The organism is Exiguobacterium sp. s160 (assembly GCF_018617575.1).
Classification (GTDB): domain Bacteria; phylum Bacillota; class Bacilli; order Exiguobacteriales; family Exiguobacteriaceae; genus Exiguobacterium; species Exiguobacterium aestuarii_A.
Genome location: NZ_JACSKK010000006.1, coordinates 66,078 through 86,226 on the forward strand (window position 1 = coordinate 66,078; position 20,149 = coordinate 86,226).

At 46.6% G+C, this 20,149-nt stretch carries 20 protein-coding genes; 3 read left to right on the plus strand and 17 right to left on the minus strand.

The window, feature by feature from the left end; all coding sequences use genetic code 11:
- Nucleotides 1-5: 5 nt before the first annotated feature.
- Together pflA and pflB are read right to left on the minus strand one after the other, a co-directional pair.
- Nucleotides 6-722, minus strand: a complete 717-nt coding sequence (gene pflA / locus KNO86_RS11670; RefSeq protein WP_214696407.1) for a pyruvate formate-lyase-activating protein — start codon at nucleotides 720-722, stop codon at nucleotides 6-8.
- A 56-nt stretch (nucleotides 723-778) separates the two neighbouring features.
- Nucleotides 779-3,025 carry a formate C-acetyltransferase gene (pflB, locus tag KNO86_RS11675; protein WP_214696409.1) on the minus strand — a complete coding sequence of 749 codons (2,247 nt, stop codon included), beginning with the start codon at nucleotides 3,023-3,025 and terminating at the stop codon, nucleotides 779-781.
- 361 nt (nucleotides 3,026-3,386) lie between these two features.
- Between pflB and KNO86_RS11680 the strand changes: the two genes are divergently transcribed.
- The 3 genes from KNO86_RS11680 to KNO86_RS11690 are packed head-to-tail and all read left to right on the plus strand — an operon-like array spanning nucleotide 3,387 to nucleotide 5,670.
- A complete protein-coding gene (locus KNO86_RS11680) occupies nucleotides 3,387-3,809 on the plus strand; it encodes a hypothetical protein (RefSeq protein ID WP_214696410.1) in 423 nt (140 codons plus the stop codon).
- A 53-nt stretch (nucleotides 3,810-3,862) separates the two neighbouring features.
- Nucleotides 3,863-5,029, plus strand: a complete 1,167-nt coding sequence (locus tag KNO86_RS11685; RefSeq protein ID WP_214696412.1) for a DEAD/DEAH box helicase — start codon at nucleotides 3,863-3,865, stop codon at nucleotides 5,027-5,029.
- Nucleotides 5,026-5,670: a hypothetical protein gene (locus KNO86_RS11690; protein ID WP_214696414.1), complete on the plus strand. Its 645-nt coding sequence runs from the start codon at nucleotides 5,026-5,028 to the stop codon at nucleotides 5,668-5,670. The genes KNO86_RS11685 and KNO86_RS11690 overlap by 4 nt, the downstream gene beginning before the upstream one ends.
- A gap of 22 nt (nucleotides 5,671-5,692) precedes the next feature.
- On the opposite strand, the gene KNO86_RS11695 is transcribed toward KNO86_RS11690, so the two are convergent.
- The 15 genes from KNO86_RS11695 to KNO86_RS11765 all read right to left on the minus strand — a co-directional run bounded on the left by KNO86_RS11695 (nucleotide 5,693) and on the right by KNO86_RS11765 (nucleotide 20,095).
- The gene (locus KNO86_RS11695; RefSeq protein WP_214696415.1) at nucleotides 5,693-6,799 is read right to left on the minus strand and encodes a hypothetical protein; all 1,107 of its coding nucleotides are present in this window, start codon (nucleotides 6,797-6,799) and stop codon (nucleotides 5,693-5,695) included.
- A gap of 9 nt (nucleotides 6,800-6,808) precedes the next feature.
- Nucleotides 6,809-7,615, minus strand: coding sequence for a hypothetical protein (locus KNO86_RS11700; RefSeq protein ID WP_214696417.1), 807 nt, complete (start codon nucleotides 7,613-7,615; stop codon nucleotides 6,809-6,811).
- Nucleotides 7,612-8,292, minus strand: a complete 681-nt coding sequence (locus KNO86_RS11705) for an ATP-binding cassette domain-containing protein (RefSeq protein WP_214696419.1) — start codon at nucleotides 8,290-8,292, stop codon at nucleotides 7,612-7,614. The genes KNO86_RS11700 and KNO86_RS11705 overlap by 4 nt, the downstream gene beginning before the upstream one ends.
- Nucleotides 8,270-8,662, minus strand: coding sequence for a GntR family transcriptional regulator (locus KNO86_RS11710; protein ID WP_214696421.1), 393 nt, complete (start codon nucleotides 8,660-8,662; stop codon nucleotides 8,270-8,272). The genes KNO86_RS11705 and KNO86_RS11710 overlap by 23 nt, the downstream gene beginning before the upstream one ends.
- A 139-nt stretch (nucleotides 8,663-8,801) precedes the next feature.
- The gene (locus KNO86_RS11715) at nucleotides 8,802-9,392 is read right to left on the minus strand and encodes a kinase (RefSeq protein ID WP_214696423.1); all 591 of its coding nucleotides are present in this window, start codon (nucleotides 9,390-9,392) and stop codon (nucleotides 8,802-8,804) included.
- A 51-nt stretch (nucleotides 9,393-9,443) separates the two neighbouring features.
- Nucleotides 9,444-11,129, minus strand: a complete 1,686-nt coding sequence (locus KNO86_RS11720; protein WP_214696425.1) for a b(o/a)3-type cytochrome-c oxidase subunit 1 — start codon at nucleotides 11,127-11,129, stop codon at nucleotides 9,444-9,446.
- Nucleotides 11,130-11,600 carry a cytochrome c oxidase subunit II gene (locus tag KNO86_RS11725; RefSeq protein WP_074033048.1) on the minus strand — a complete coding sequence of 157 codons (471 nt, stop codon included), beginning with the start codon at nucleotides 11,598-11,600 and terminating at the stop codon, nucleotides 11,130-11,132. It abuts the gene before it with no gap.
- 24 nt (nucleotides 11,601-11,624) lie between these two features.
- Nucleotides 11,625-11,744, minus strand: a complete 120-nt coding sequence (locus KNO86_RS11730) for a cytochrome c oxidase subunit 2A (protein ID WP_224863290.1) — start codon at nucleotides 11,742-11,744, stop codon at nucleotides 11,625-11,627.
- Nucleotides 11,745-11,922: 178 nt separating this feature from the next.
- Nucleotides 11,923-12,633, minus strand: coding sequence for a Crp/Fnr family transcriptional regulator (locus KNO86_RS11735; RefSeq protein ID WP_214696427.1), 711 nt, complete (start codon nucleotides 12,631-12,633; stop codon nucleotides 11,923-11,925).
- A 153-nt stretch (nucleotides 12,634-12,786) separates the two neighbouring features.
- Nucleotides 12,787-14,172, minus strand: a complete 1,386-nt coding sequence (locus KNO86_RS11740; protein ID WP_214696428.1) for an aldehyde dehydrogenase — start codon at nucleotides 14,170-14,172, stop codon at nucleotides 12,787-12,789.
- A 149-nt stretch (nucleotides 14,173-14,321) separates the two neighbouring features.
- A complete protein-coding gene (locus KNO86_RS11745; protein WP_214696430.1) occupies nucleotides 14,322-15,467 on the minus strand; it encodes an MFS transporter in 1,146 nt (381 codons plus the stop codon).
- Nucleotides 15,468-15,588: 121 nt separating this feature from the next.
- Nucleotides 15,589-16,302, minus strand: a complete 714-nt coding sequence (gene deoD / locus KNO86_RS11750) for a purine-nucleoside phosphorylase (RefSeq protein ID WP_074033044.1) — start codon at nucleotides 16,300-16,302, stop codon at nucleotides 15,589-15,591.
- Between the two features lie 15 nt (nucleotides 16,303-16,317).
- On the minus strand, nucleotides 16,318-17,028 hold the full coding sequence (locus KNO86_RS11755; RefSeq protein ID WP_214696432.1) for a response regulator: 711 nt from the start codon (nucleotides 17,026-17,028) through the stop codon (nucleotides 16,318-16,320).
- Nucleotides 17,025-18,776: a sensor histidine kinase gene (locus KNO86_RS11760; RefSeq protein WP_214696434.1), complete on the minus strand. Its 1,752-nt coding sequence runs from the start codon at nucleotides 18,774-18,776 to the stop codon at nucleotides 17,025-17,027. Before KNO86_RS11760 ends, KNO86_RS11755 begins: the two co-directional genes overlap by 4 nt.
- A gap of 101 nt (nucleotides 18,777-18,877) precedes the next feature.
- Nucleotides 18,878-20,095 carry a M48 family metallopeptidase gene (locus KNO86_RS11765; RefSeq protein ID WP_214696436.1) on the minus strand — a complete coding sequence of 406 codons (1,218 nt, stop codon included), beginning with the start codon at nucleotides 20,093-20,095 and terminating at the stop codon, nucleotides 18,878-18,880.
- Nucleotides 20,096-20,149 lie beyond the last annotated feature (54 nt).

Below are 20,149 nucleotides of genomic sequence, written 5' to 3' on the forward strand. Positions count from 1 at the left end.
GTTTTTTATACAGTTCCCTGCAAGATTCCTTCCGCCCATTCGACTTCATCAGACGTCGGGGGTTTCGTACCTTTGAGTGGATAATCGAGTCCGAGCGCCTCCCATTTATAGACGCCCATCTCATGATAAGGCAAAATCTCAACTTTCTCGACATGGTCTAATTTTTGAATGAACGCGGCGGTGCGACGAAGCGCCCCTTCTTCAAGCGTCCATCCAGGGACGAGGACGTGGCGAATCCACATTTTCGTTCCGCGCTCGGAAAGGTGTTCGGCAAGCGCGAGCGTGTTGGCATTGCTACGTCCCGTCAATTTTTTACACATGTCGTCGTCGATATGCTTGATATCGAGCAAGACAAGGTCGGTGTGATCTAAAATCCCATCCAAGTTAGGAGGACGGAGAGCACCGGACGTATCGAGTGTCGTATGGAGCCCATACTTTTTCGCTTCACGCAGTAATGCCTCTAAAAATTCAGGTTGCGCGAGTGGGTCACCACCTGAGATGGTGATGCCGCCGTTCGATGCCTCCATGAACGGTCGGTAACTGAGCGCCTCTTGAATGACGTCTTCAGCCGAGCGGTGGTTATTCTTTTTGAAATCCCACGTGTCCGCGTTATGGCAATAGAGGCAACGTAACGCACAACCTTGTAAAAAGACGATGAAGCGAATACCAGGGCCGTCAACTGTTCCGAATGATTCGACCGAATGTACATATCCCATTGTCATCGAAATGACCTCCTAACGAATGAGCGGCCCTCCGTGGAAGGCCGCTAAGCCTTTACTTACAACGAACCGTGGAACGTACGGTTGATGACATCAATCTGTTGCTCACGTGTCAACTTGATAAAGTTGACCGCATATCCAGATACGCGGATTGTGAGTTGTGGATACTCTTCCGGATGTTCCATTGCGTCGAGAAGCGTCTCGCGGTTGAAGACGTTGACGTTCAAATGGTGTCCTTTGTGCTCTCCACTCATATACCCATCGAGAAGTGCCGCCAAGTTGAGTTCGCGTGCGATTTCTTCTTTTCCAAGTGCTTTCGGTACGATTGAGAACGTATATGAGATCCCGTCTTGTGCGTGTTCAAATGGAAGTTTCGCAACAGATGAGAGCGATGCAGCCGCACCTTTCGTATCCCGTCCATGCATCGGGTTGGCACCTGGAGCGAATGGTTCACCAGCACGGCGACCGTCTGGCGTATTCCCTGTTTTCTTACCGTAGACGACGTTCGATGTGATGGTGAGGACCGATTGCGTATGAAGCGCGTCACGGTATGTTTTATGTTTCCGTACTTTTTCCATGAACGATTCGACGAGTTCTACGGCAATCGCGTCGACACGGTCGTCATTGTTACCGAATTTCGGGAAGTCGCCTTCCGTTTCGAAGTCGACGATGATTCCTTCTTCGTTACGAACGGGTTTGACGTTCGCATATTTGATTGCTGAAAGACTATCTGCCGTTACGGAGAGACCCGCGATCCCACAAGCCATCGTCCGTAAGATTTCTGGATCGTGAAGCGCCATTTCGATGCGTTCGTACGCATATTTGTCATGCATGAAGTGAATAACGTTGAGCGTATTGACGTATAGCTCTGCCAACCAATCGAGCGTACGGTCAAAGTCGGCATATACTTTTTCGTACGTGAGCACATCTTCTGTATTCATTTCCCAAGCTGGAGCAATTTGAGCGCCGCTCTTCTCATCACGTCCGCCGTTCATGCTATAAAGAAGGGCTTTCGCCATGTTGGCACGCGCACCGAAGAACTGCATTTGTTTCCCGATCTTCATCGGTGACACACAACATGCGATGCCGTAGTCATCACCGAATTGTGGCATCATCAAGTCATCATTCTCATACTGAATCGCCGATGTTTCAATCGACATTTTCGCACAGTATTGTTTGAATCCTTCTGGAAGTTTCGTCGACCAAAGGACCGTCAAGTTTGGTTCTGGAGCAGGACCGAGGTTTGTGAGTGAATGTAAGAATCGGAACGAGCTCTTCGTGACGTTCGAGCGACCATCTTCACTCATCCCACCGATTGACTCCGTTACCCAAGTCGGGTCACCTGAGAATAATTCGTTATAGTCAGGTGTCCGTAAGAACTTAACGATTCGAAGCTTCATGATGAAGTGATCGACGATTTCCTGAACGTCTGACTCTGTTAAACGACCAGCTTCAAGGTCGCGTTCAGCGTACACATCAAGGAATGTCGAGACGCGACCGAGTGACATCGCGGCACCGTTTTGTTCTTTAATCGCAGCAAGGTATGCCAAGTACACCCATTGATACGCTTCTTGCGTGTTTTCCGCAGGGCGACCGAGATCAAATCCATAAGCGGCTCCGAGTTGTTTGAGTTCTTGGAGGGCACGAAGTTGTTCCGATATTTCCTCCCGGTCACGGATGTCTGATTCAGATAAGAATCCACCTCGTTTCGCCAAGTCTTTTTTGCGTTCTGCCATCAAGAAATCAATTCCGTAGAGCGCGACGCGGCGATAGTCACCGATGATGCGTCCACGACCGTACGCATCCGGAAGACCTGTGATGATTCCTGATTTACGAGCGGCCCGCATTTCAGGCGTATAGGCATCGAAGACACCTTGGTTATGTGTTTTACGGATCTCTGAATAAATTTTTGTGATTTCTTCATCTGGTTCGAAACCATATGATTCGAGTGCGGCATCCACCATGCGAATCCCGCCATTTGGGTGAATCGAACGTTTGAACGGCTCATCCGTCTGAACGCCAACGACTTTCTCTAACTCTTTGTTTAAGTAACCTGGTCCATGCGACACGATTGTCGATGGTGTGTGTTGATCAACGTCCCAAACGCCTCCGCGTTCACGCTCTTCTTTTGTCAGTTCCATCACACGATTCCAAAGAACGTTTGTCGCTTCTGTCGGACCTGCTAAGAACGTATCGTTCCCTGTGTATTCATGACGGTTCAAACGGATAAACTCACTGACATTGACTTCATTCGTCCACTGACCAGGGATAAAACCTGACCATGCGGATTTGATTTCGGTTGCCATGTTGATTCACTCCTCATTCTCGAAAGTAATTGCGTGTTATCTATACTGTGAGTGTACGTGAAAACGTGAACAATATGTTTTACAGTCTTGTGAAACTTGTAACAATCTTATGAACGTGATGAAATAGCCGTTTTTGAAAGCGTTTTACAAACTGTTATATTCGATTAATTATATAGTTTGAAACAGCTGAATCCTATTTCATTAAGGTTGAACTATGATCTGTACTAATTTGATTGTTCTGTGACGAACTATACAGTTTTGTGGGTGATAAATCTCACATCACTCGGTTAGAACTTGAATTTTTGTGTCGTATCAGACACAATGAAGGCAGAACATTGTATAAGAGGAAGGGGTTCTACTCATGACGTACGAACCATTAACACCAAGCCACGCCTTTCAAGTCGGCGATCGCATCTCGTTGAAGGTCGACGAAGCCGGTGAAAAGCGTGATGGATTTATCACAGAATTTGAAGATGGAGGGTTTTGGATTCGCTTTGACGATGACATCGAGAACGAAGATTTTATCGATTATCGCGACCAATTACTCGCCGGACTTTTGTCGCGTCCAATCCATGTCATCACGACACATCCGGAACTGAAACCGTTCGAGAAAATGACGTCCGAGTTACAGTATCGCGTTTATCAAGGATTCACGATTGAGAAAGTTGAATTGACAGCAGAAGGCGCGGATGCCCACATCCAACTCATCGAAGACGGTCAAACGTATACACAGACGTTACGTTCTTCAATGGAAGATGGCCAGGAGCATGTTCGCTATATTTGACGAGGGAGCGCTTTCGCTTCCTTTGTTTTTGCCTAAAGATAAGGAGACCTATTATGAATTTTACAAAACCTTTTATTAACGAGACGTGGGAACGGATGGGCTTTAACGAGCCGATGCCGGTCCAAAAAGAAGCGTTTCCCCTACTATTAGATGGAAAAGACGTGACAATCGAGGCACCGACCGGAACGGGTAAAACACTCGCTTACCTGCTCCCAGCGATTGAAAAAATCGATCCATCGAACGACCGAATCCAAGTTGTCGTCGTCGCTCCAACTCGTGAACTTGTCATGCAGATCCAACAGGTCGCACAACGTTTCACCGAAAAAGGCGATGTCCGCATCGGCTCGTTTATCGGCGGTGTCGAATTGAAACGTCAAATCGATCGGATTAAGAAAAAGCCTCATTTGATTGTCGGGACACCGGGACGTCTCGTCGAATTGATTGATAAGAAAAAGCTGAAGCTCCATGAGACACATACCGTCATTCTCGATGAAGCCGACCAAATCATCGATAGCGGTTTGACAGAGGCGGCTGAGCGCATCATCAAGCATACTGCACATGAGCGTCAACTTGCACTCGTCTCGGCAACACTCACTGATTCACTCAAAGAGTGGTCGGCACCGTTCATGAACGAGCCGGCACATATCAAAATCGAACGTGCTGTCAGCGATCAAGTGACATACGGTTACTTGTTGACGACGCGTCGCTACAAACCAGAACTGTTACGCCGTCTTTCACACGTCGATGGCGTGAAAGCACTTGCGTTCATCAATAACCGCTCGTTCTTGCCACCACTTCGTGGGGAGCTTGAAAAGTTGAAAGTGGACTACCGCATGCTCGACAGCTTGAAAGGAAAGCGCGAACGCGTCGAGACACTCCGTGAATTCCGTAAAGGCGAATACCCGCTCCTCATCACGACAGGTCTCGCGGCACGCGGGCTCGATATCGAAGATGTGACGCACGTCGTCCATTTCGACTTACCGGAATCCATCGATGACTTCATCCACCGTTCAGGCCGTACGGCTCGCGGTAACGCAGGCGGGACCGTTCTTTCTCTCGTGACGACGGACGATTTACCACACTTGAAATCATTCGCGCGTCAACTCGGTGTCGAATTGAAAGAACTCGAGATTTATCGTGGCGATGTGATCGAGAAACGAATTGAGGAGAAGCCTCCTGTCGTCAAACGCCCTGCGAACAAGCGAGGACCGCGCCGATGAAAAAAGACCGGAAAGTAATTCCCTTCCCTTTGCTCGTCGAAGAGTCCGAATTGCTTGCCGAACTGAAAAAGTTATATGAGCAAGCCGCTCTTGCGCGAAGCACACAATGGACGAACTATATTCAAGAAATCGCATCAGAAGGGACATGGCATTTAAAAGATGCCGAGCTCTTCCGTGACCTCTTCATTGATTGGGCCGTCTTCTTTGAAACGGACGAAGATGGCATGACGCCCCACGGTCGCTATTTGGCTGATCATAAGGGCGACATGTCACCTGCTCTTTATCACGCACTCCGTGGACTAGCCGTCCCGCGCTGCAGCATCTTTGAAGTGACGGAAAACGGTCAGTTAAAAGACTGGGAGTCAAAAGAGACGTACGCTGTTCAGTTACCGGAAGAACGCGAGACCGGCGACCTCGTCCTCGGAAAGTTACTCGACATCCGAGGCAGCTGGCGCTTCGGTTCGGCGTTCCTCGCCTTACCTGCGAAAATGTCTGGAAACGTGGCCGACCTATATATCGACTTTACGGATGAAGTCGGTCCCGGTGCCTTTTTGGAGCAATTTCCGGAGTTCTGCGCGGAACTGATTGACTTGTTGCTTGATTTAGAAGAAGGCGTCATCATACCGAAACCATCAAAATAAGCAAAGGGCCGCGGCCCTTTGCTTATTTTTGTCTAACGTATACGTCAACCTGATCAAGCATCGCTTGCGCTTCCTCGTTTTCAGGTGTAACCGCTGCACTTGAGATTTGTTTTCCATCCTCGTATACATCGATGATGACACCATCTTTCGCTTGGCGCGTTTGGTACAGGCGACCATTTGCATAGAAGGCGTGATCCACTGAGTCGAGAACTTTCCGAGTCATCTGCTTCCCGGTACTTAAATCAATGACAGTTTCTTCGCCATCCGCATTTAGTGTGAACAATGTATTTTCGAACACTGAATAGTCCCAAAAGTCTTGGTCTCCTGCCAACTGGACAACTTGTCCTGTTTCCGTATCGTAAGCGAATTGCCCCGGCATCGTAATTCCACTATAGTACGTCTCTTCCCCTTCTCTAATTGTCTCATAGGCACTGACGCCGACTGGGACATAGCGTGTTTCGAACTTGGACGGAGATCCATTTGTCTCATAAAAACGACTTGTTCCACTTACGTGCGTGATAAATCCATTTTCCATCTTTATTTCTTTGACAGTGACGTCATCCATCGTTTGATTGAATGTTGCAAGCATTGTCGTTTCATTTCCATCAAAGCCTTCCTGATAAATCAAATTGAGTTGACCATCGGACATGAACAAACCGGCCCATACACCTATCAAGATCTCATAAATTTGACGATCCTTGGCATCGAACGTATAAGTCGTGATCTCTTTTCCATCTAACTGATTAAAGATTATGAGCTCTTCATTTCTATTTTGGCCAATTCCTATGAATCCATTTTTCATTTGAATTGATTGCGCAAACGTCAATCCGTTCATTTTTCGGTGCATCAAGCGTTCGTTCTCATTCAAACTTTCTCGATAACGAATTCCTTCAGCGATATAATTTAAATCCGAAGTGACACGACTCTCATCAGAAGTGACTTCAAACCTTTGAGCGACATCGTCATCTGTGTTATAACCAAATTCAACGACCTTGTCTTTCCAAACAGATGGATTCGAACTGATGTTTAACGCCCATTCCGCTTTCGGCTCCATCGCATCGACGGCAAACGTCCCAAGCCCAATCACGATCACCGCACCGAGCGCGGCCACATTCCACATTCGCTTCATTTTATCACCTCACACATTTAATTTCGTCTGTAAAAATCTTCGACTAAGCCAAATCGTCACACTTGCCCAGACGACCAATACCACACCGACGTAAATGATTGTCTCATTATAAATCAGTCGATTCGACAGGAACGCGTAGCCTAAAATCGGAATGTTCAAGATGACAACTAGAATCGATAAGCTAAGTACCGGTGACCACATCGTCCGTTGCCAAAAACTCCGTTCAATCAACACAAATGTGAAAACGAATAGGACGACGATGACAATAAATAATTGGTGGATGACAAAGTTGATAGCTGAAGTAGGATACATCATGCCCAATATTCCGTTGAAAGATAGAGCTCGTTCAAATGATCCATTCATCGGTATCATCTTTTCATCAAACCAACTCGTGAACGTTATGTATTGTAACTTAAGAGCAATCCATTCAATGGAAAATAGCCCCAACGTTATCATTAAAATTGTAGCGAGTTTGGCGAAAAACAAAGTCATGCGCTTTTGTGGCATCGTCAGGAGTCGGAGCATAAACGTCCCTCGTCCTTGAAAATCGCGATACCAAATCCAGGCGCTGTATAATAACATCGCCGCGACTGCAATGCCGAGCGACAAGAGATAAGGCGTACCTCCAAGGTAGTCTGCAAATGACAATTGATAGTCCGCGTTTCCTTCACGTCGCAACTGTTCATAAAAGTTCGTCTCGTCCCATAAAAAGTAACCGAGATACCCAAACTGGACGACGAGGAGGCCAGTAACTAACATCAAGAACGGTTTTGTGACACGCTCGATTTCCCAACTCAAAAGTTTCAATAGATTCATGCCCCGTACTCCTCTCTCATCACATCGACGATGGACTTCCCGTGAATGAAACGGACATCTTCGACATCAAACTCACGGACGATTCTTCCGTTATTCAACATGACGGCCTTGTCGATCAAGTACTCGATATCTTCAATCTCGTGTGTCGTAATGAGCACGCCACGATTCTCCATGACCTCGCTCGAAAATAGTTCGACAATCTGTTCTTTTGAGAAGACATCGATTCCTGAGAACGGTTCATCAAGCAATAAATAATCCGGGTCTTGCGCAATCCCGAGTGCGAGGTTCGCTTTCGCGAGCGTCCCTTTCGATAACTCGCTCAACTTATCTTCCGGAAACAACTTGAAATCATCAACGAGACGGGCAAATAATGCCGAATCAAATGTCGGATAAAAATCTTTCATGAACGCCTCACATTGTTCGATTGTAAAGTGAATCGGGAACATCGCATGGTCGGCGATAAAGGCGACACGATTCAAATCAATCGGTTTCCCATCGATCAATACCGAACCTTTATCGAAAGGTGTCAATCCCATGATGCCTTTCAACAACGTCGACTTCCCCGTACCGTTCAAGCCGATGAGACACGTGATTTCACCTTTATTCGCTGTGAACGACACGTCTTCAATGACTTGTTTCCGCCGATAGCGTTTTTTAACTCCCAACACTTCGATCATCGTACATTCCCTCCTTGTACTGTCGTTTGATTTTCTCGACAAGCTCGTCCACCGAGACATCAAGCTCTTGAATCGATTCCACAAATACGGCGACCGCGTCATCTACAATCTCAGAGCGGATTTGTGCCAATACCGTTCGATCTGTCGTCACGCGACTCGGTCGATTTCGTTCGGTCGTAATCAATTGTTGGTCCTCCATTTCCTTGAACGCTTTTTGAACCGTGTTCGGATTAATTTTTAATTCATTCGCAAGCTCACGCCGAGATGGCATCTCATCCCCGGCTTTCAATTCACCGAGCGCCATTTTCTTTTTGAAGTAATCGACGACCTGTAGGTAAACCGGTGCCCTCGTATTGAATTGCATGTTCATCACCTTTCTAAGTGTATGACATAGTTAATACACTTTCTAACTGTATTATTAGCATAATACACTTTGACGTCAATCATTTTTTCAAATTTTCTCCAAATTAAAAACACCTGACGCGTACATCAGATGTTGAAACGTTCAGTCAGAGCACGATATCTGCTCCTCTTTTCGGGTCGACGAGTTGAAGATAAAGATCTTCCCCTGGCCAATAGCGCCTCTTGTATTTCGCAAGCCGTTCCTCCGGGACGCCGAGATATGTATCTCGATTCAATACCCGTTCATACCGAACCTCGCGGGGACAGTCGAGATAAATCACGTAATCGTAATATGGTCGCCATTCCGGTCGTTGTAGAAAAATCCCTTCGACGACAATGGTATAAGCAGATGACACATCGATTACTTCTTCAACGATGACATCTCGTTCATGATTGTATCGCGGTAATGCTAACTCCTTAACCCCTTCTGTTAAAGGACGGAACAGTTCGTTCTCAAGACGCGACACGTCCCATTGAAGTGCGTAATACTCGGTCGATTCAGGCTGTCCGGTCTCATAGCGTTTGTCTCGTTCGACAATATAGTCATCAATGTGAAGAACAAGTATAGTCGGCTCTTCGCTCAAACGCGAGACGAGCGTTGTCTTGCCCGCTCCACTCAATCCATCAATCGCCACGACAAACGGGCGATTGGCTGAATGCATCGAACGCGCTTCATGGATGACGTCTAATACGTTCATATCGTTCCTCCCCACACAAAAAAGTCAGCTCACGTATGAGCTGACTTTAGTTTACCAGAGTACCCAACCACGCGCTCCAGGAGGCGCACTCTCAATCAAGTGCCAGATTGGAACCGTGTATGCAAATGCAATCAAGACGAACGTTACCGTAATCCACAATTTCCAGTTTTCGAAATAGCGCGGTGTATCCATAGCCGCCTCTTCTGTCTCAGCGAGCGGGAATTCCTCTTCGCCTTTTGGAGCGAGGAATGACAAGTTGAACATCGAGTAGACGAAGATCAGAACCGAGATGAATAAAATCGTTCCTCCAATCGCCATCATGACGTGGTACGGAATCCATTCACGCGTCAATGCATCCGAGAAGTAAGTTGCTGGACCCGTACGACGTGGGTTACCATTCAAGCCTGAAATGTGCATCGCATATGACATGATGGCCATACCGAACGCCCACGTCCCTGCTTGAATCAATCCAAGCTTGTTCATCGCTTTCGTCAACGTGCGACCACGAAGTACTGGTACGAGCCAGTATGCCGTTCCGAAAAACGTCAAGGCGACAGCCGTTCCGACTGTGATATGGAAGTGACCTGTGACCCAAAGCGTATTGTGAACCATCGCGTTCAATTGGTGAGACGCGTTGATGATCCCACCTGCACCGGCAGGAATGAAGAATAGCATCCCAACGAATGGTGCGAGGAAACGAACATCGCCATACGGCATTTTCTTCACCCAACCGAACAACCCTTTCGCGCCGAGCGCACGTCCACGAAGTTCGAACGTCGCAAAGAGCGAGAATGCTGTCATGAACGATGGGATGACGACCAAGAACGTCAAGATGACTTGAACGAACTTCCAAAACGGTTCAATTCCTGGTTCTGTCAACTGGTGGTGGAAGCCGACCGGGAATGAGAAGAGTAAGAACAACAAGAACGCCATACGCGCCAACGCATCCGAGAAGATCTTCCCACCGATGACTTTCGGCACAACCGTATACCATACAATGTATGCCGGCATGAGCCAGAAATAAACGAGCGGGTGACCGAAGTACCAGAACAAGGTACGTGATAATTCGATTCCGACGGTATCTGTCCATCCTAACGAGAGAGGAAGGAGTTGGAACAGAATCGTTGCTGCGACACCGAGTGTCGCAATGTCCCATAGAAGCATCGTCATAATACTCATGTAAGCCGGGAGCGGCGGATGAACGCCTGGGTTGTCGCGTTTGTAGTCCGCATACATACGGAACATCGCGAATGACGACAACCACGTTCCGACTACGAACAGGACGAGTCCGACATAGAAGAGAGGATCTGCCATGAGCGGTGCATAGAACGTATACAATACTGTCCCTTTGTTGGCCAAAATCATGACCGTTACCATGACGGCACCGATAATCATCGTCCAAAAACCGAGCCAAGCGACACGTGTCGGGAATGATTCAAAACGACCGAACGACTTCGCAAGCAACGCATATAAGAGACCGATGATGAACATCGTCGTGAAGACGATCCCGAGCATAATACCGTGAGCCGTTAGTAATTGATAATATCCAAAGATTTCAGGAATGACTCCGGTCCGAATTAGCGTCTGTGTCAAACCGGCCAACGCACCGATCAAGACGGCGAGAATTGATACGAGAACGTGACCGTACGCAAGACGCGCCTCTTTCGCTCCGATACTTGGAACAGGAACCCCTCGCTCCATCTCCCATTGTTTCAGTTTAGATGATACGTCGTTCATTTACTCCACCACCTTGATTTTAGTCGACATCATGTGATGCCCTGTCCCACAATATTCGTTACAAAGAATCAAAAATTCGCCAGCTTCCTCGAACGTGTACGTCAATGAGTTAATATGTCCAGGGACAACCATCATGTTGACCGGTGTACCTGTCAACTGGAATCCGTGGACAACGTCAGGTGACGTCACAAGGAATGTTACTTTTGCGCCTTTTGGAATTTCAACATTCCCTGGTGTGAACGTAAACGCTTGTGCGATCATGACGAGTTCGTATTCATTCTCACCAATTTGATGAAGTCCTGGTTTGTCGAATGGAGCCGTCTGATTTACTTTGGCCGGGTCAATCAAATCCGCATCCGATGCTGGCTGGTTCCCTGCCGCGAATGCCGATACCCCGAGAACAGTCAAGAAGACCGCGAGTAGGATAATACCAAATGTAAGCCAATATTTTTCTAGTTTATGAATATGCACGATGAGACCCTCCTCCCTACATGTTTATCGTGTGACGAATAAGTAAAAGACTGATGACCACATGGCGATGATGACACCTGCAACGATCATGACCGATGTAAACGTTCCTTTTAGGTTTGGTTCTTGCCCATCTTTATGTTCCACGTGTAAGACCCCTTTCGGTTGTTTTTCCACTTTCATTGTATGCAATCGCCTAGTGGATAATATGTGATATTTATCACTCTAAAAGTGACAATCACATCAATTTTGCGTAGTTTCAACACACAAAATTCACATTTCCATAAAAATAGGTCACAAAAAAACCGCCTTCACATGAGGCGGTTCATAAACGACATATTCCTGCAGGACAACCTTCGCAGTGACAAAGCTCTTTTAAAAAATCAACATCATGGATGACGATCGATTTGGTTGTCGTACTGATGACTCCTTCTTTTCGCCATTGACTGATTAATCGATTCACCGTCTCACGCGGTGCCCCGATCAATTGTCCGAGTTCTCCATCAGACGGATGACGAGGAATGACGATCGTATCTTCCTCTTCCACGCCGGACATAGCTGCCATGCGAAGTAGGGTTGAAGCCAGCGCTCCTGGTTTTCCATACAATAATAAGTCCCGTACTTTCATTTCTGAATGCTTCCGCATCATGGACGTCCATCGTAAAATTTCTCCGGCAAAGCGGATATCTCGTTGCATGAGCGATTCCAATTCACGTTTTGAAATGGTTCCAATCGTACTCTCTTCAGTCGTCTCGATGCTATACGAACTAGGGAACGTTTCCACGATGTCAAACTCGCCAAAGAAATCATCCGCCCCATACATGAACATGACGAGTGGATTACCTTTTTTCGTGATTTTTGTGAATTTGACAGAACCACTCTTCAAGTAAAAGAACTTATCACACTTTTCACCTTCCCAACATACGATACTCGCTTTCGGATGATGTTGAATCGTCATCATTTCCAGTAGCAATTGTTTCGTTTCATCTGAGAATACAAAACTGTTCGGTTGGGTCGTTCCACATTGCATTGACATAGGTCGGTGCTCCCTCCACGTTTCATTCGTACGTTCCAGTTATGACTTTATTATACAGGAGTGTGACAGGGAGTATCAGAAAAGTATGTGACATTTCAAACAATCTTTTTCAAAAAAAGAGACCCGGCATTCGTACCGAGTCTCTCTATAGCTTTATCGTTGAATCAATCGAATCAATTGTTCGGCCGGTTTGAAGTTCGGATACCGGACTGGTAAATCAAATTTTGTCGTGTTTTTCAAAATAGACTTCGCATGACTAAACGTCTCAAAGCTCGTACGTCCGTGATAGGCACCCATACCGCTCTCACCCACTCCACCAAACGGGAGATTCGGGTTCGTCAAATGCATGATGACATCGTTCACACATCCTCCTCCAAAGGAGAGGTGTTTCATGATCGTTCTTTCCACATCTTTCGATTCCGTAAAGAGATAGAGCGCGAGTGGATGCGGCCGGTCAGAGATGAACTCGATCACTTCATCTAGTTGACGATAAGGAATAATCGGTAAAATCGGACCAAAAATCTCGTCTTTCATCACATCAGCATCTTCTTCGAGATTCGTCATGACAGTCGGTGCAATTTTTAGCTCATCCCGGTTCGTTTCCCCGCCAAAAGCAAGTTCACCTTCCGTCAAATAGTGAGACAAACGGTCGAAATGCGATTCGTTGACGATACGCGTGTATCGTTTCGTACCGACACCGTTCCCGAACATCGCAAACGCCTCTTGTTTGATTGCCTCTAAAAATGCTTCTTGCTGCGATTCATGTACAAGCACATAGTCTGGCGCGACACACGTTTGCCCGGCGTTCATCCATTTCCCCCACGCGACACGTTTTGCTGCGATGGAGACATTCGCATCTCCGTGAACGATGACAGGTGATTTTCCTCCGAGTTCGAGTGTGACGGGTGTTAAATGTTCTGCTGCCGCCTTATTCACGATTCGACCGACTTGCGTCGAACCTGTAAAGAAAATGTAGTCCCATTTTTGATTCAAGAGCTCTTGGGCTGTGTCTTTATCCCCTTCGACACTTGCTATATATCGATCGGTGAAAGCACGTTCTAGCACTTGTGTCAGGACACGCGCGACGTTCGGTGTCAGTTCTGAAGGTTTGACGACCGCTGTGTTTCCCGCGGCAATGGCACCAATGAGTGGTGCGACCGCTAGTTGGAACGGATAATTCCACGGAGCGATGATCAATACCGTACCGTATGGCTCATATTGAATTTCACTCTTCATTCCAAGATGGATGGCAGTTCCACGCACACGCTTCGGACGCATCCATCGTTTTAATTCGCGTGTCGTCCGGGAAATCTCGTCATAAATGAATCCGATTTCTGTCGTATATGCGTCCATTTCCGACTTGTTCAAGTCCTCTTTAAGGGCTTCTAGCAAGTCCGCTTCATGATGCTTGATCGATTCCTTCAAAAACGTCAGCATACTTAAACGGAATGCCATTGATTTCGTCGCCTGTGTTTTAAAGAAACGACGTTGCTTCTGAACAAGCTCGTCAATCGTCAATTGTTCAATCGGTGCCAGCATGAACTTTCCTCCTTATGATTCATCACATTGATTTCATTTTATCATCGAGTGAAAAGCGAATCAAAAAAACGCTTTCATCGATGCAAGTTGCACTAACCGTTTAAATGTTTAAACATTTAACCATAGAGTAATACATTACTTTTATCGTGTCAAAATATCCGTCTTCCCTTTACCACACTGACAAGAAAGAGGAGGCTCGCCCCCCATAAAATCAAACCAGTTAGCGTGAACTGCTCGACGACTGAAAGTGGCAGAGCGCTTAAAAAAGAAGATCCCGCTACCGTACCGAGAGAGAAAAAGGCATAGAACGCCCCGTATGCTTTTCCTCGATTTTGAGGAGAAGTTGATTGAATCAACAATGTGTTGATGGCCGGGAAAAGAATCGCAAACCCGACACCATATAAGGCAAGTACCCCATAAAGGCTCGTTTGTACACCTGCTTGTCCAATTAACATCTGGCACGTCCCAATAATCGCCACCCCAAGTGCCGTCAATTTGGTCGATGAAAATCGATCGAACAATCGGTTCGTCGGTAATAAAAAGAATAAGACGGCGACCACGCCGAACATACTGAGCAACGTCCCACTCAATCGTGAATCATAGCCAAGCTCCTGCACATGAACCGGTAACAAAAACGCAAGTGCCCCTTGGGAAAACATGAGGAAGAATGCCCCCCAATAGGCTCGAATCACTTTCAGGTCTGGTTTTATCGTTGCTGTATGGGTATCTTTCTTCGAATCCACCGTTTGATTCCGTCGCATCGTTACGATTGTCACGAACAGAATCACCCAGCCGAATAAAGAAACAAATAAAAAGACGGTCGGTGGTGATGTGATACTGGCGACAATTCCACTGAACGCAGGACCGATAATGGCCGCTAATCCGACGAAACTACTGGTGATGGCGACTTTCTTCCCTTGACGATTCATTGCTGTGATGTTCGCAGACAAGGTAAACGCAGCCGGGACGATCAGTCCAGCCATAAAGCCGTGGACACACCGGACAAGCAGTAATATGGATGGCGAGTCGACGAATTGGTAAGCGAGTAAACTTAAGCTCGTCAGAAACAAACCGAGAACCAATACGCGATATGGACCATTCTTGTCAGTCCATATACCGGACAGCACATTTCCAAACGTGTTCGTCAACGAATAAATTGCGATGGAAAAACCAGCGATAAATGAAGATGCCCCAACGGATAACGCAAATGTGCTCATGATTGGAAGTTGGGCGAACAGATCAAAAAAAGCAAAAAATACAATTGCATATAATATAAAACGTGATGGAGTTTTCATTAGACATTTCCTCTTTCTCGGTATCTTATCCTTAGTCTAGCTGGAGCTCCAACCGTTTCATAGGGATGAATGGGTTTGGACACAAAAAATCCCTACAGCCAAAGACTGTAGGGAAAACTGTTTAGTTCGTCACTTCAACCGCTGTATCGAGAGCGACACGAATCATTTCATCAAACGTCGTCTGACGCTCTTCTGAAGTCGTCTCTTCACCTGTCAACAAGTGGTCAGAGATTGTGAGGATTGTCAACGCGTTTACTTTATGTTTCGCCGCAAGCGTGTAAAGACCCGCTGCTTCCATCTCGATTGCGAGGCAACCGAAGTCCGCCCACTTCTTGAAGTGGTGGAAGTCATCTTGATAGAATTGGTCCGCTGTGAAGATTTGTCCTACTTTGACCGGGATGCCGGCTTTCTCTGCATTCATATACGCACGATGTAGGAGGTCGAACGTCGCTGTTGGTGCATAGTCCATTCCGTTGAAGCGTACACGGTTTTGCCCCATCTCACTTGATGCGCTCATCGCGATGACGACATCACGCACTTTGACATCTTCTTGAATTCCGCCGGCAGTTCCGACACGGATCAAGTTTTTTGCACCGTACGACATGATGAGTTCGTTCACGTAAATCGACATCGAAGGCACACCCATCCCTGTTCCTTGGACCGAGATGCGTTTTCCTTTGTACGTACCTGTGAAGCCGTACATCCCACGAACTTCATTATATAATTCGACGTCTTCTAAAAACGTCTCCGCGATATACTTGGCGCGAAGCGGATCCCCTGGAAGTAATACCGTTTCTGCAATTTGTCCTTCTTGAGCTCCAATGTGTACACTCATGTTTGAATTCCTCCTTTAAGCTTGTCGTTGAACCTTTTCCCGAAATTCGTTCGGAGTAACACCGACTTGTTTTTTAAAGACTTTCCGGAAATATTTATCGTCCGAAAAGCCGACTGCTTGGGCGACTTCATAGATACGCTGTCTACTCGTCTCTAACAGGCGCTTCGCTTCGTTCATCCGAATCGTCAATACGTATTCGGACAAGTTCACGCCATATTGTTGTTTAAAACGTCGCGAGATGTACTCTCGACTTAAGTAAAATCGTTCGCTCATCCCTTGCAAACTCAGTTCTTCCGAAAAATGCTGTTCAATGAACGTTCCAATCTGAGAAATCGGGTCTTCACTCGATCGATCCACCACGTCCCCTAACGCGCGTGCCAACGTATCATTCAATACATCCGGGTCGATCGGTTTTAACAAATAATCAAAGCTCCCATACTGGATGGCGCGTCGCATATACGAATATTCATCGTATCCTGTCAACACGACAAGCTTAGAAAATGAAGCATGGTCGTGTACCCACTCCATCAGCTCGATTCCATCACAATGGGGCATTTGAATATCGGATAAGATGAGCGCTGGACGTTCTTGTTCGATGAGCGCCTGTGCTTCACGCCCATCCGTTGCTTCAAGAACCGTCGTCACACCGAACCGTTCCCATTCACCGAGTAATTTCACCGCTTCCCTTACCGGAGATTCATCATCTACAATCAACACTTTCGTCATGACGCCACCCCCTCAGAAGAAGCCGGGAAACGCATCATAATTCGAAAACCGCCTGTTTCAGGTGTAGCCAACATAAATTCTGCCTCCCGATTATAGTTTAACATGAGTCGATCGCGAATGTTTCGTAATCCTGTGCCTTCCGTGTCATAAAATGTCGAATCACTTTGTTCAATCCGTGACATGACTCGTTCCCATTCCTCGGTCGTCAGCGAACGACCACTGTTCTCACAACGAATCACGAGTGACGTGCCGTCCATCCAGGCCGTCACATCAAATCGATTCGCTAAAGCAGAGCCGTCCCGCTCGAACCCATGCTTGAAAAAGTTCTCTGCCAACGGCTGCAAAATCATTTTGGGAACAATCAGTTCATGGAGGTCTTCAGGAACTGAAACGGTCACTTGAAACTGATTTGGAAATCGTACGTCTTGAAGACGAATGTATGAATTCAAATGCTCGATCTCTCGTTTCAGTGTCACCATCGACTCTTCTGGATGCATCGTATACCGCATCATCGAAGACAGTTGCGTGATCAATCGATAGACCGTCTTGCCATCTCCCTTCAATGCCAATGTTCCGATTGACTGTAACGTATTAAATAAGAAATGCGGATTGGTTTGCGCCTGAAGCGTACGAAGCTCATTCGTCCGATTCTCTAAGGCGAGCTTATACTCTCGTTGAATTAAATCATCGATCCGTTCAATCATTCGCTTGAACTGTCTTCCGAGTACGCCGAACTCATCATTTCCGAGGGAATCAAATGAGACGGTCATGTCCCCTTGCTCGATTCGCCAAATGTTTGAGGTCAACGTCTTGATTGGTGTCGTCAATTTCATCGAAGCATAGGTCGCTCCGATCAGTGCCAAAATGAGCGAGACCATCCCGACAAGCAAGATGATGAATGACGTTCGTGAAGCCGGTTCGGTCAAGAGTTCATCTGGAATCGATTTACCGACATAAAACTGCTGATGGTCAAACTCGAATGTTTTCGTGATCTGATGGTGTTTTCCATCGGTCGAGATGGATCTCGGCTGAAATGAAGACGGAATTTCTCCCTCACCGAGATGGGCAAACACACGGTTGTCTTCACCGACGAACCATAAACTCTCATCCGGACTATTTTGTAAAGAAGCCAGCTGCCCGATGAATAAATTTTCAGGGATATCGAGCGAAAGAATAGCAAGTGGTTCATCCGTTTCAATCTTGTCCAGCCTGAAATGAAGCGTCACGACGTCTTCTTGTGTCATGATCGGTCCAAAATCATGATAAGCAACAAGTGGATGGGATGCTTCCAATAAGATACGACTTTTCGGATTGTCCAATAGCTGTCGTTGGACGGCACTCGGCTCTTTTTTCGATCGTGGTGACACTTTCATTTTATAAACCGCAAACGAATCCATATCTTCGAGCATTAACAGCTGAATTTGCGCCACATCTTCTCGGGACAGATACATCGCGAGGAGCGCGCGCCGCACTTCAATCTCCGTTTCTCGTAACGAAAGCCCCGGTCCATACTCCAAAATGTCTAATACGTCACGATCAGCGTATAAGCTCGTTGGCAATCGACTCAAATCAGAGATATAGCGTTCCATCTGACGTGTCCCCCTTTCGAGCGACCATTCGGTCATCTCAAGACCACGTTCACGCTCCCGATCTTGCACGTACCAAAATGAAACAATCGTCGCTAAAATGACCGGTACAATAATGGTCAACGCAATCATCCCCGTTAACTTTGTCCGTATGCTATTCACCGATATCCCTCCTACCCAAACAGTATATCACGCGCTATGCAAACGTTTGCAAAAAACCACAAAAAAATTTCCTCGTCTCTTTTGAAACGAGGAAATTTCTTTTATTCATATGCTTCCATTAATTCAATGAGTTCAGAACTATGTCCCCAATCACGTGCCGTATCAATCGGTGTCATCCCGCTATCATTTTGGAGCGTGACGTCAGCTCCGTTGTCTAGCAAGAGTTGAACTGTTTCTTCATCAACCTCATCATTGTAGAACAAGTTGTGAAGTGGCGTTTCGCCATACTCGTCTTGAATATTCACGTCAGCACCATTTTGTAATTCTGCTTCGATTTCTTCATAGCTCGCATTATTGTACGTCAATTCTTGGATTGGTTCTTCCCATTCCAACGCCCAATCATCTGCAAGGTCCTCGCTCATCGCCGCAGATACAATCTCCGTCAAATCGTCGCTCATAACAAGAAACGCGATGAGGACTCCGTTCCCGATGACCGTCAACAATATCATCGAAATGATAGAAGCTTTCACATATCCAGCCGTCTTGAAGACTGGAATGTTTTCTTCACCTGCAGCTGTTGCAATCGATGCGATTCGTTTCGGTAACGTTGGATGCGTCGACAACAACTCACTATATTTCGCGATAAAACCGTTCTCTCGACTTGCTTCGTACAAATAGTCGAACTCATTCACTTCTTTCGCGAGCGGTCCCCCGATTGCAAGAACCGTTAACGCACGCTTCGCCGCCCCGAAGTCTTGAATGTAATGAGCAGCCATCCGGTCACACGTATACTCACAAGCACGTGAATAGGCAGAACCTAAGAAAGGAATGATACTACCGAGCAAGACGACCCACTGCTTTTGGACATGGTTACGACGAATGTGTGCTAGCTCGTGTGCGATGACAAACTCCACTTCTTTCGTCTGTCCCGTCCGTGTTAATTCCACAACATCCGAATACAGAATGACCATGTTCTTCTGGAAGAAACGTGTGGCAAAAGCGTTTAATACACCACCCGCTTGTAAAATATACACATCTGGCAACAAGCGGATGCCCATATCTACCCCGACGCGTTGAACCATCTCATGAAGTTCTGTAAACTGACGAGCCGTCACTTTGACACCGTTCGTCCGAATGTACCCGATTTGAATCCAGTGAGTAAAGAGCGAGAGCGATACGATTGTACCGATGATCCATAAAAAGAGACCGAATGAGGCTACTGTCAGCACGATCCCGAGGATTAACATGAGCACGCTTGCTGCAACTAATAGTGAGAAGTATAGTTTTTCTCGTTTATGTACCAAGTTTGAATGATTCATCTATTTTCTCCTTCTTTTTCCAAAATACATGTTTAATTATACCGTTACTTCCAG

Coding starts and splice junctions, on each gene's coding strand:
- KNO86_RS11745 (WP_214696430.1), bottom strand. CDS start 15,467: ATGAAAACTCCATCACGTTTTATATTATATGCAATTGTATTTTTTGCT.
- KNO86_RS11700 (WP_214696417.1), bottom strand. CDS start 7,615: ATGAATCTATTGAAACTTTTGAGTTGGGAAATCGAGCGTGTCACAAAA.
- KNO86_RS11765 (WP_214696436.1), bottom strand. CDS start 20,095: ATGAATCATTCAAACTTGGTACATAAACGAGAAAAACTATACTTCTCA.
- KNO86_RS11720 (WP_214696425.1), bottom strand. CDS start 11,129: ATGAACGACGTATCATCTAAACTGAAACAATGGGAGATGGAGCGAGGG.
- KNO86_RS11690 (WP_214696414.1), top strand. CDS start 5,026: ATGAAAAAAGACCGGAAAGTAATTCCCTTCCCTTTGCTCGTCGAAGAG.
- KNO86_RS11735 (WP_214696427.1), bottom strand. CDS start 12,633: ATGTCAATGCAATGTGGAACGACCCAACCGAACAGTTTTGTATTCTCA.
- pflB (WP_214696409.1), bottom strand. CDS start 3,025: ATGGCAACCGAAATCAAATCCGCATGGTCAGGTTTTATCCCTGGTCAG.
- KNO86_RS11740 (WP_214696428.1), bottom strand. CDS start 14,172: ATGCTGGCACCGATTGAACAATTGACGATTGACGAGCTTGTTCAGAAG.
- KNO86_RS11710 (WP_214696421.1), bottom strand. CDS start 8,662: ATGAACATGCAATTCAATACGAGGGCACCGGTTTACCTACAGGTCGTC.
- KNO86_RS11715 (WP_214696423.1), bottom strand. CDS start 9,392: ATGAACGTATTAGACGTCATCCATGAAGCGCGTTCGATGCATTCAGCC.
- KNO86_RS11680 (WP_214696410.1), top strand. CDS start 3,387: ATGACGTACGAACCATTAACACCAAGCCACGCCTTTCAAGTCGGCGAT.
- deoD (WP_074033044.1), bottom strand. CDS start 16,302: ATGAGTGTACACATTGGAGCTCAAGAAGGACAAATTGCAGAAACGGTA.
- KNO86_RS11705 (WP_214696419.1), bottom strand. CDS start 8,292: ATGATCGAAGTGTTGGGAGTTAAAAAACGCTATCGGCGGAAACAAGTC.
- KNO86_RS11755 (WP_214696432.1), bottom strand. CDS start 17,028: ATGACGAAAGTGTTGATTGTAGATGATGAATCTCCGGTAAGGGAAGCG.
- KNO86_RS11695 (WP_214696415.1), bottom strand. CDS start 6,799: ATGAAGCGAATGTGGAATGTGGCCGCGCTCGGTGCGGTGATCGTGATT.
- KNO86_RS11685 (WP_214696412.1), top strand. CDS start 3,863: ATGAATTTTACAAAACCTTTTATTAACGAGACGTGGGAACGGATGGGC.
- pflA (WP_214696407.1), bottom strand. CDS start 722: ATGACAATGGGATATGTACATTCGGTCGAATCATTCGGAACAGTTGAC.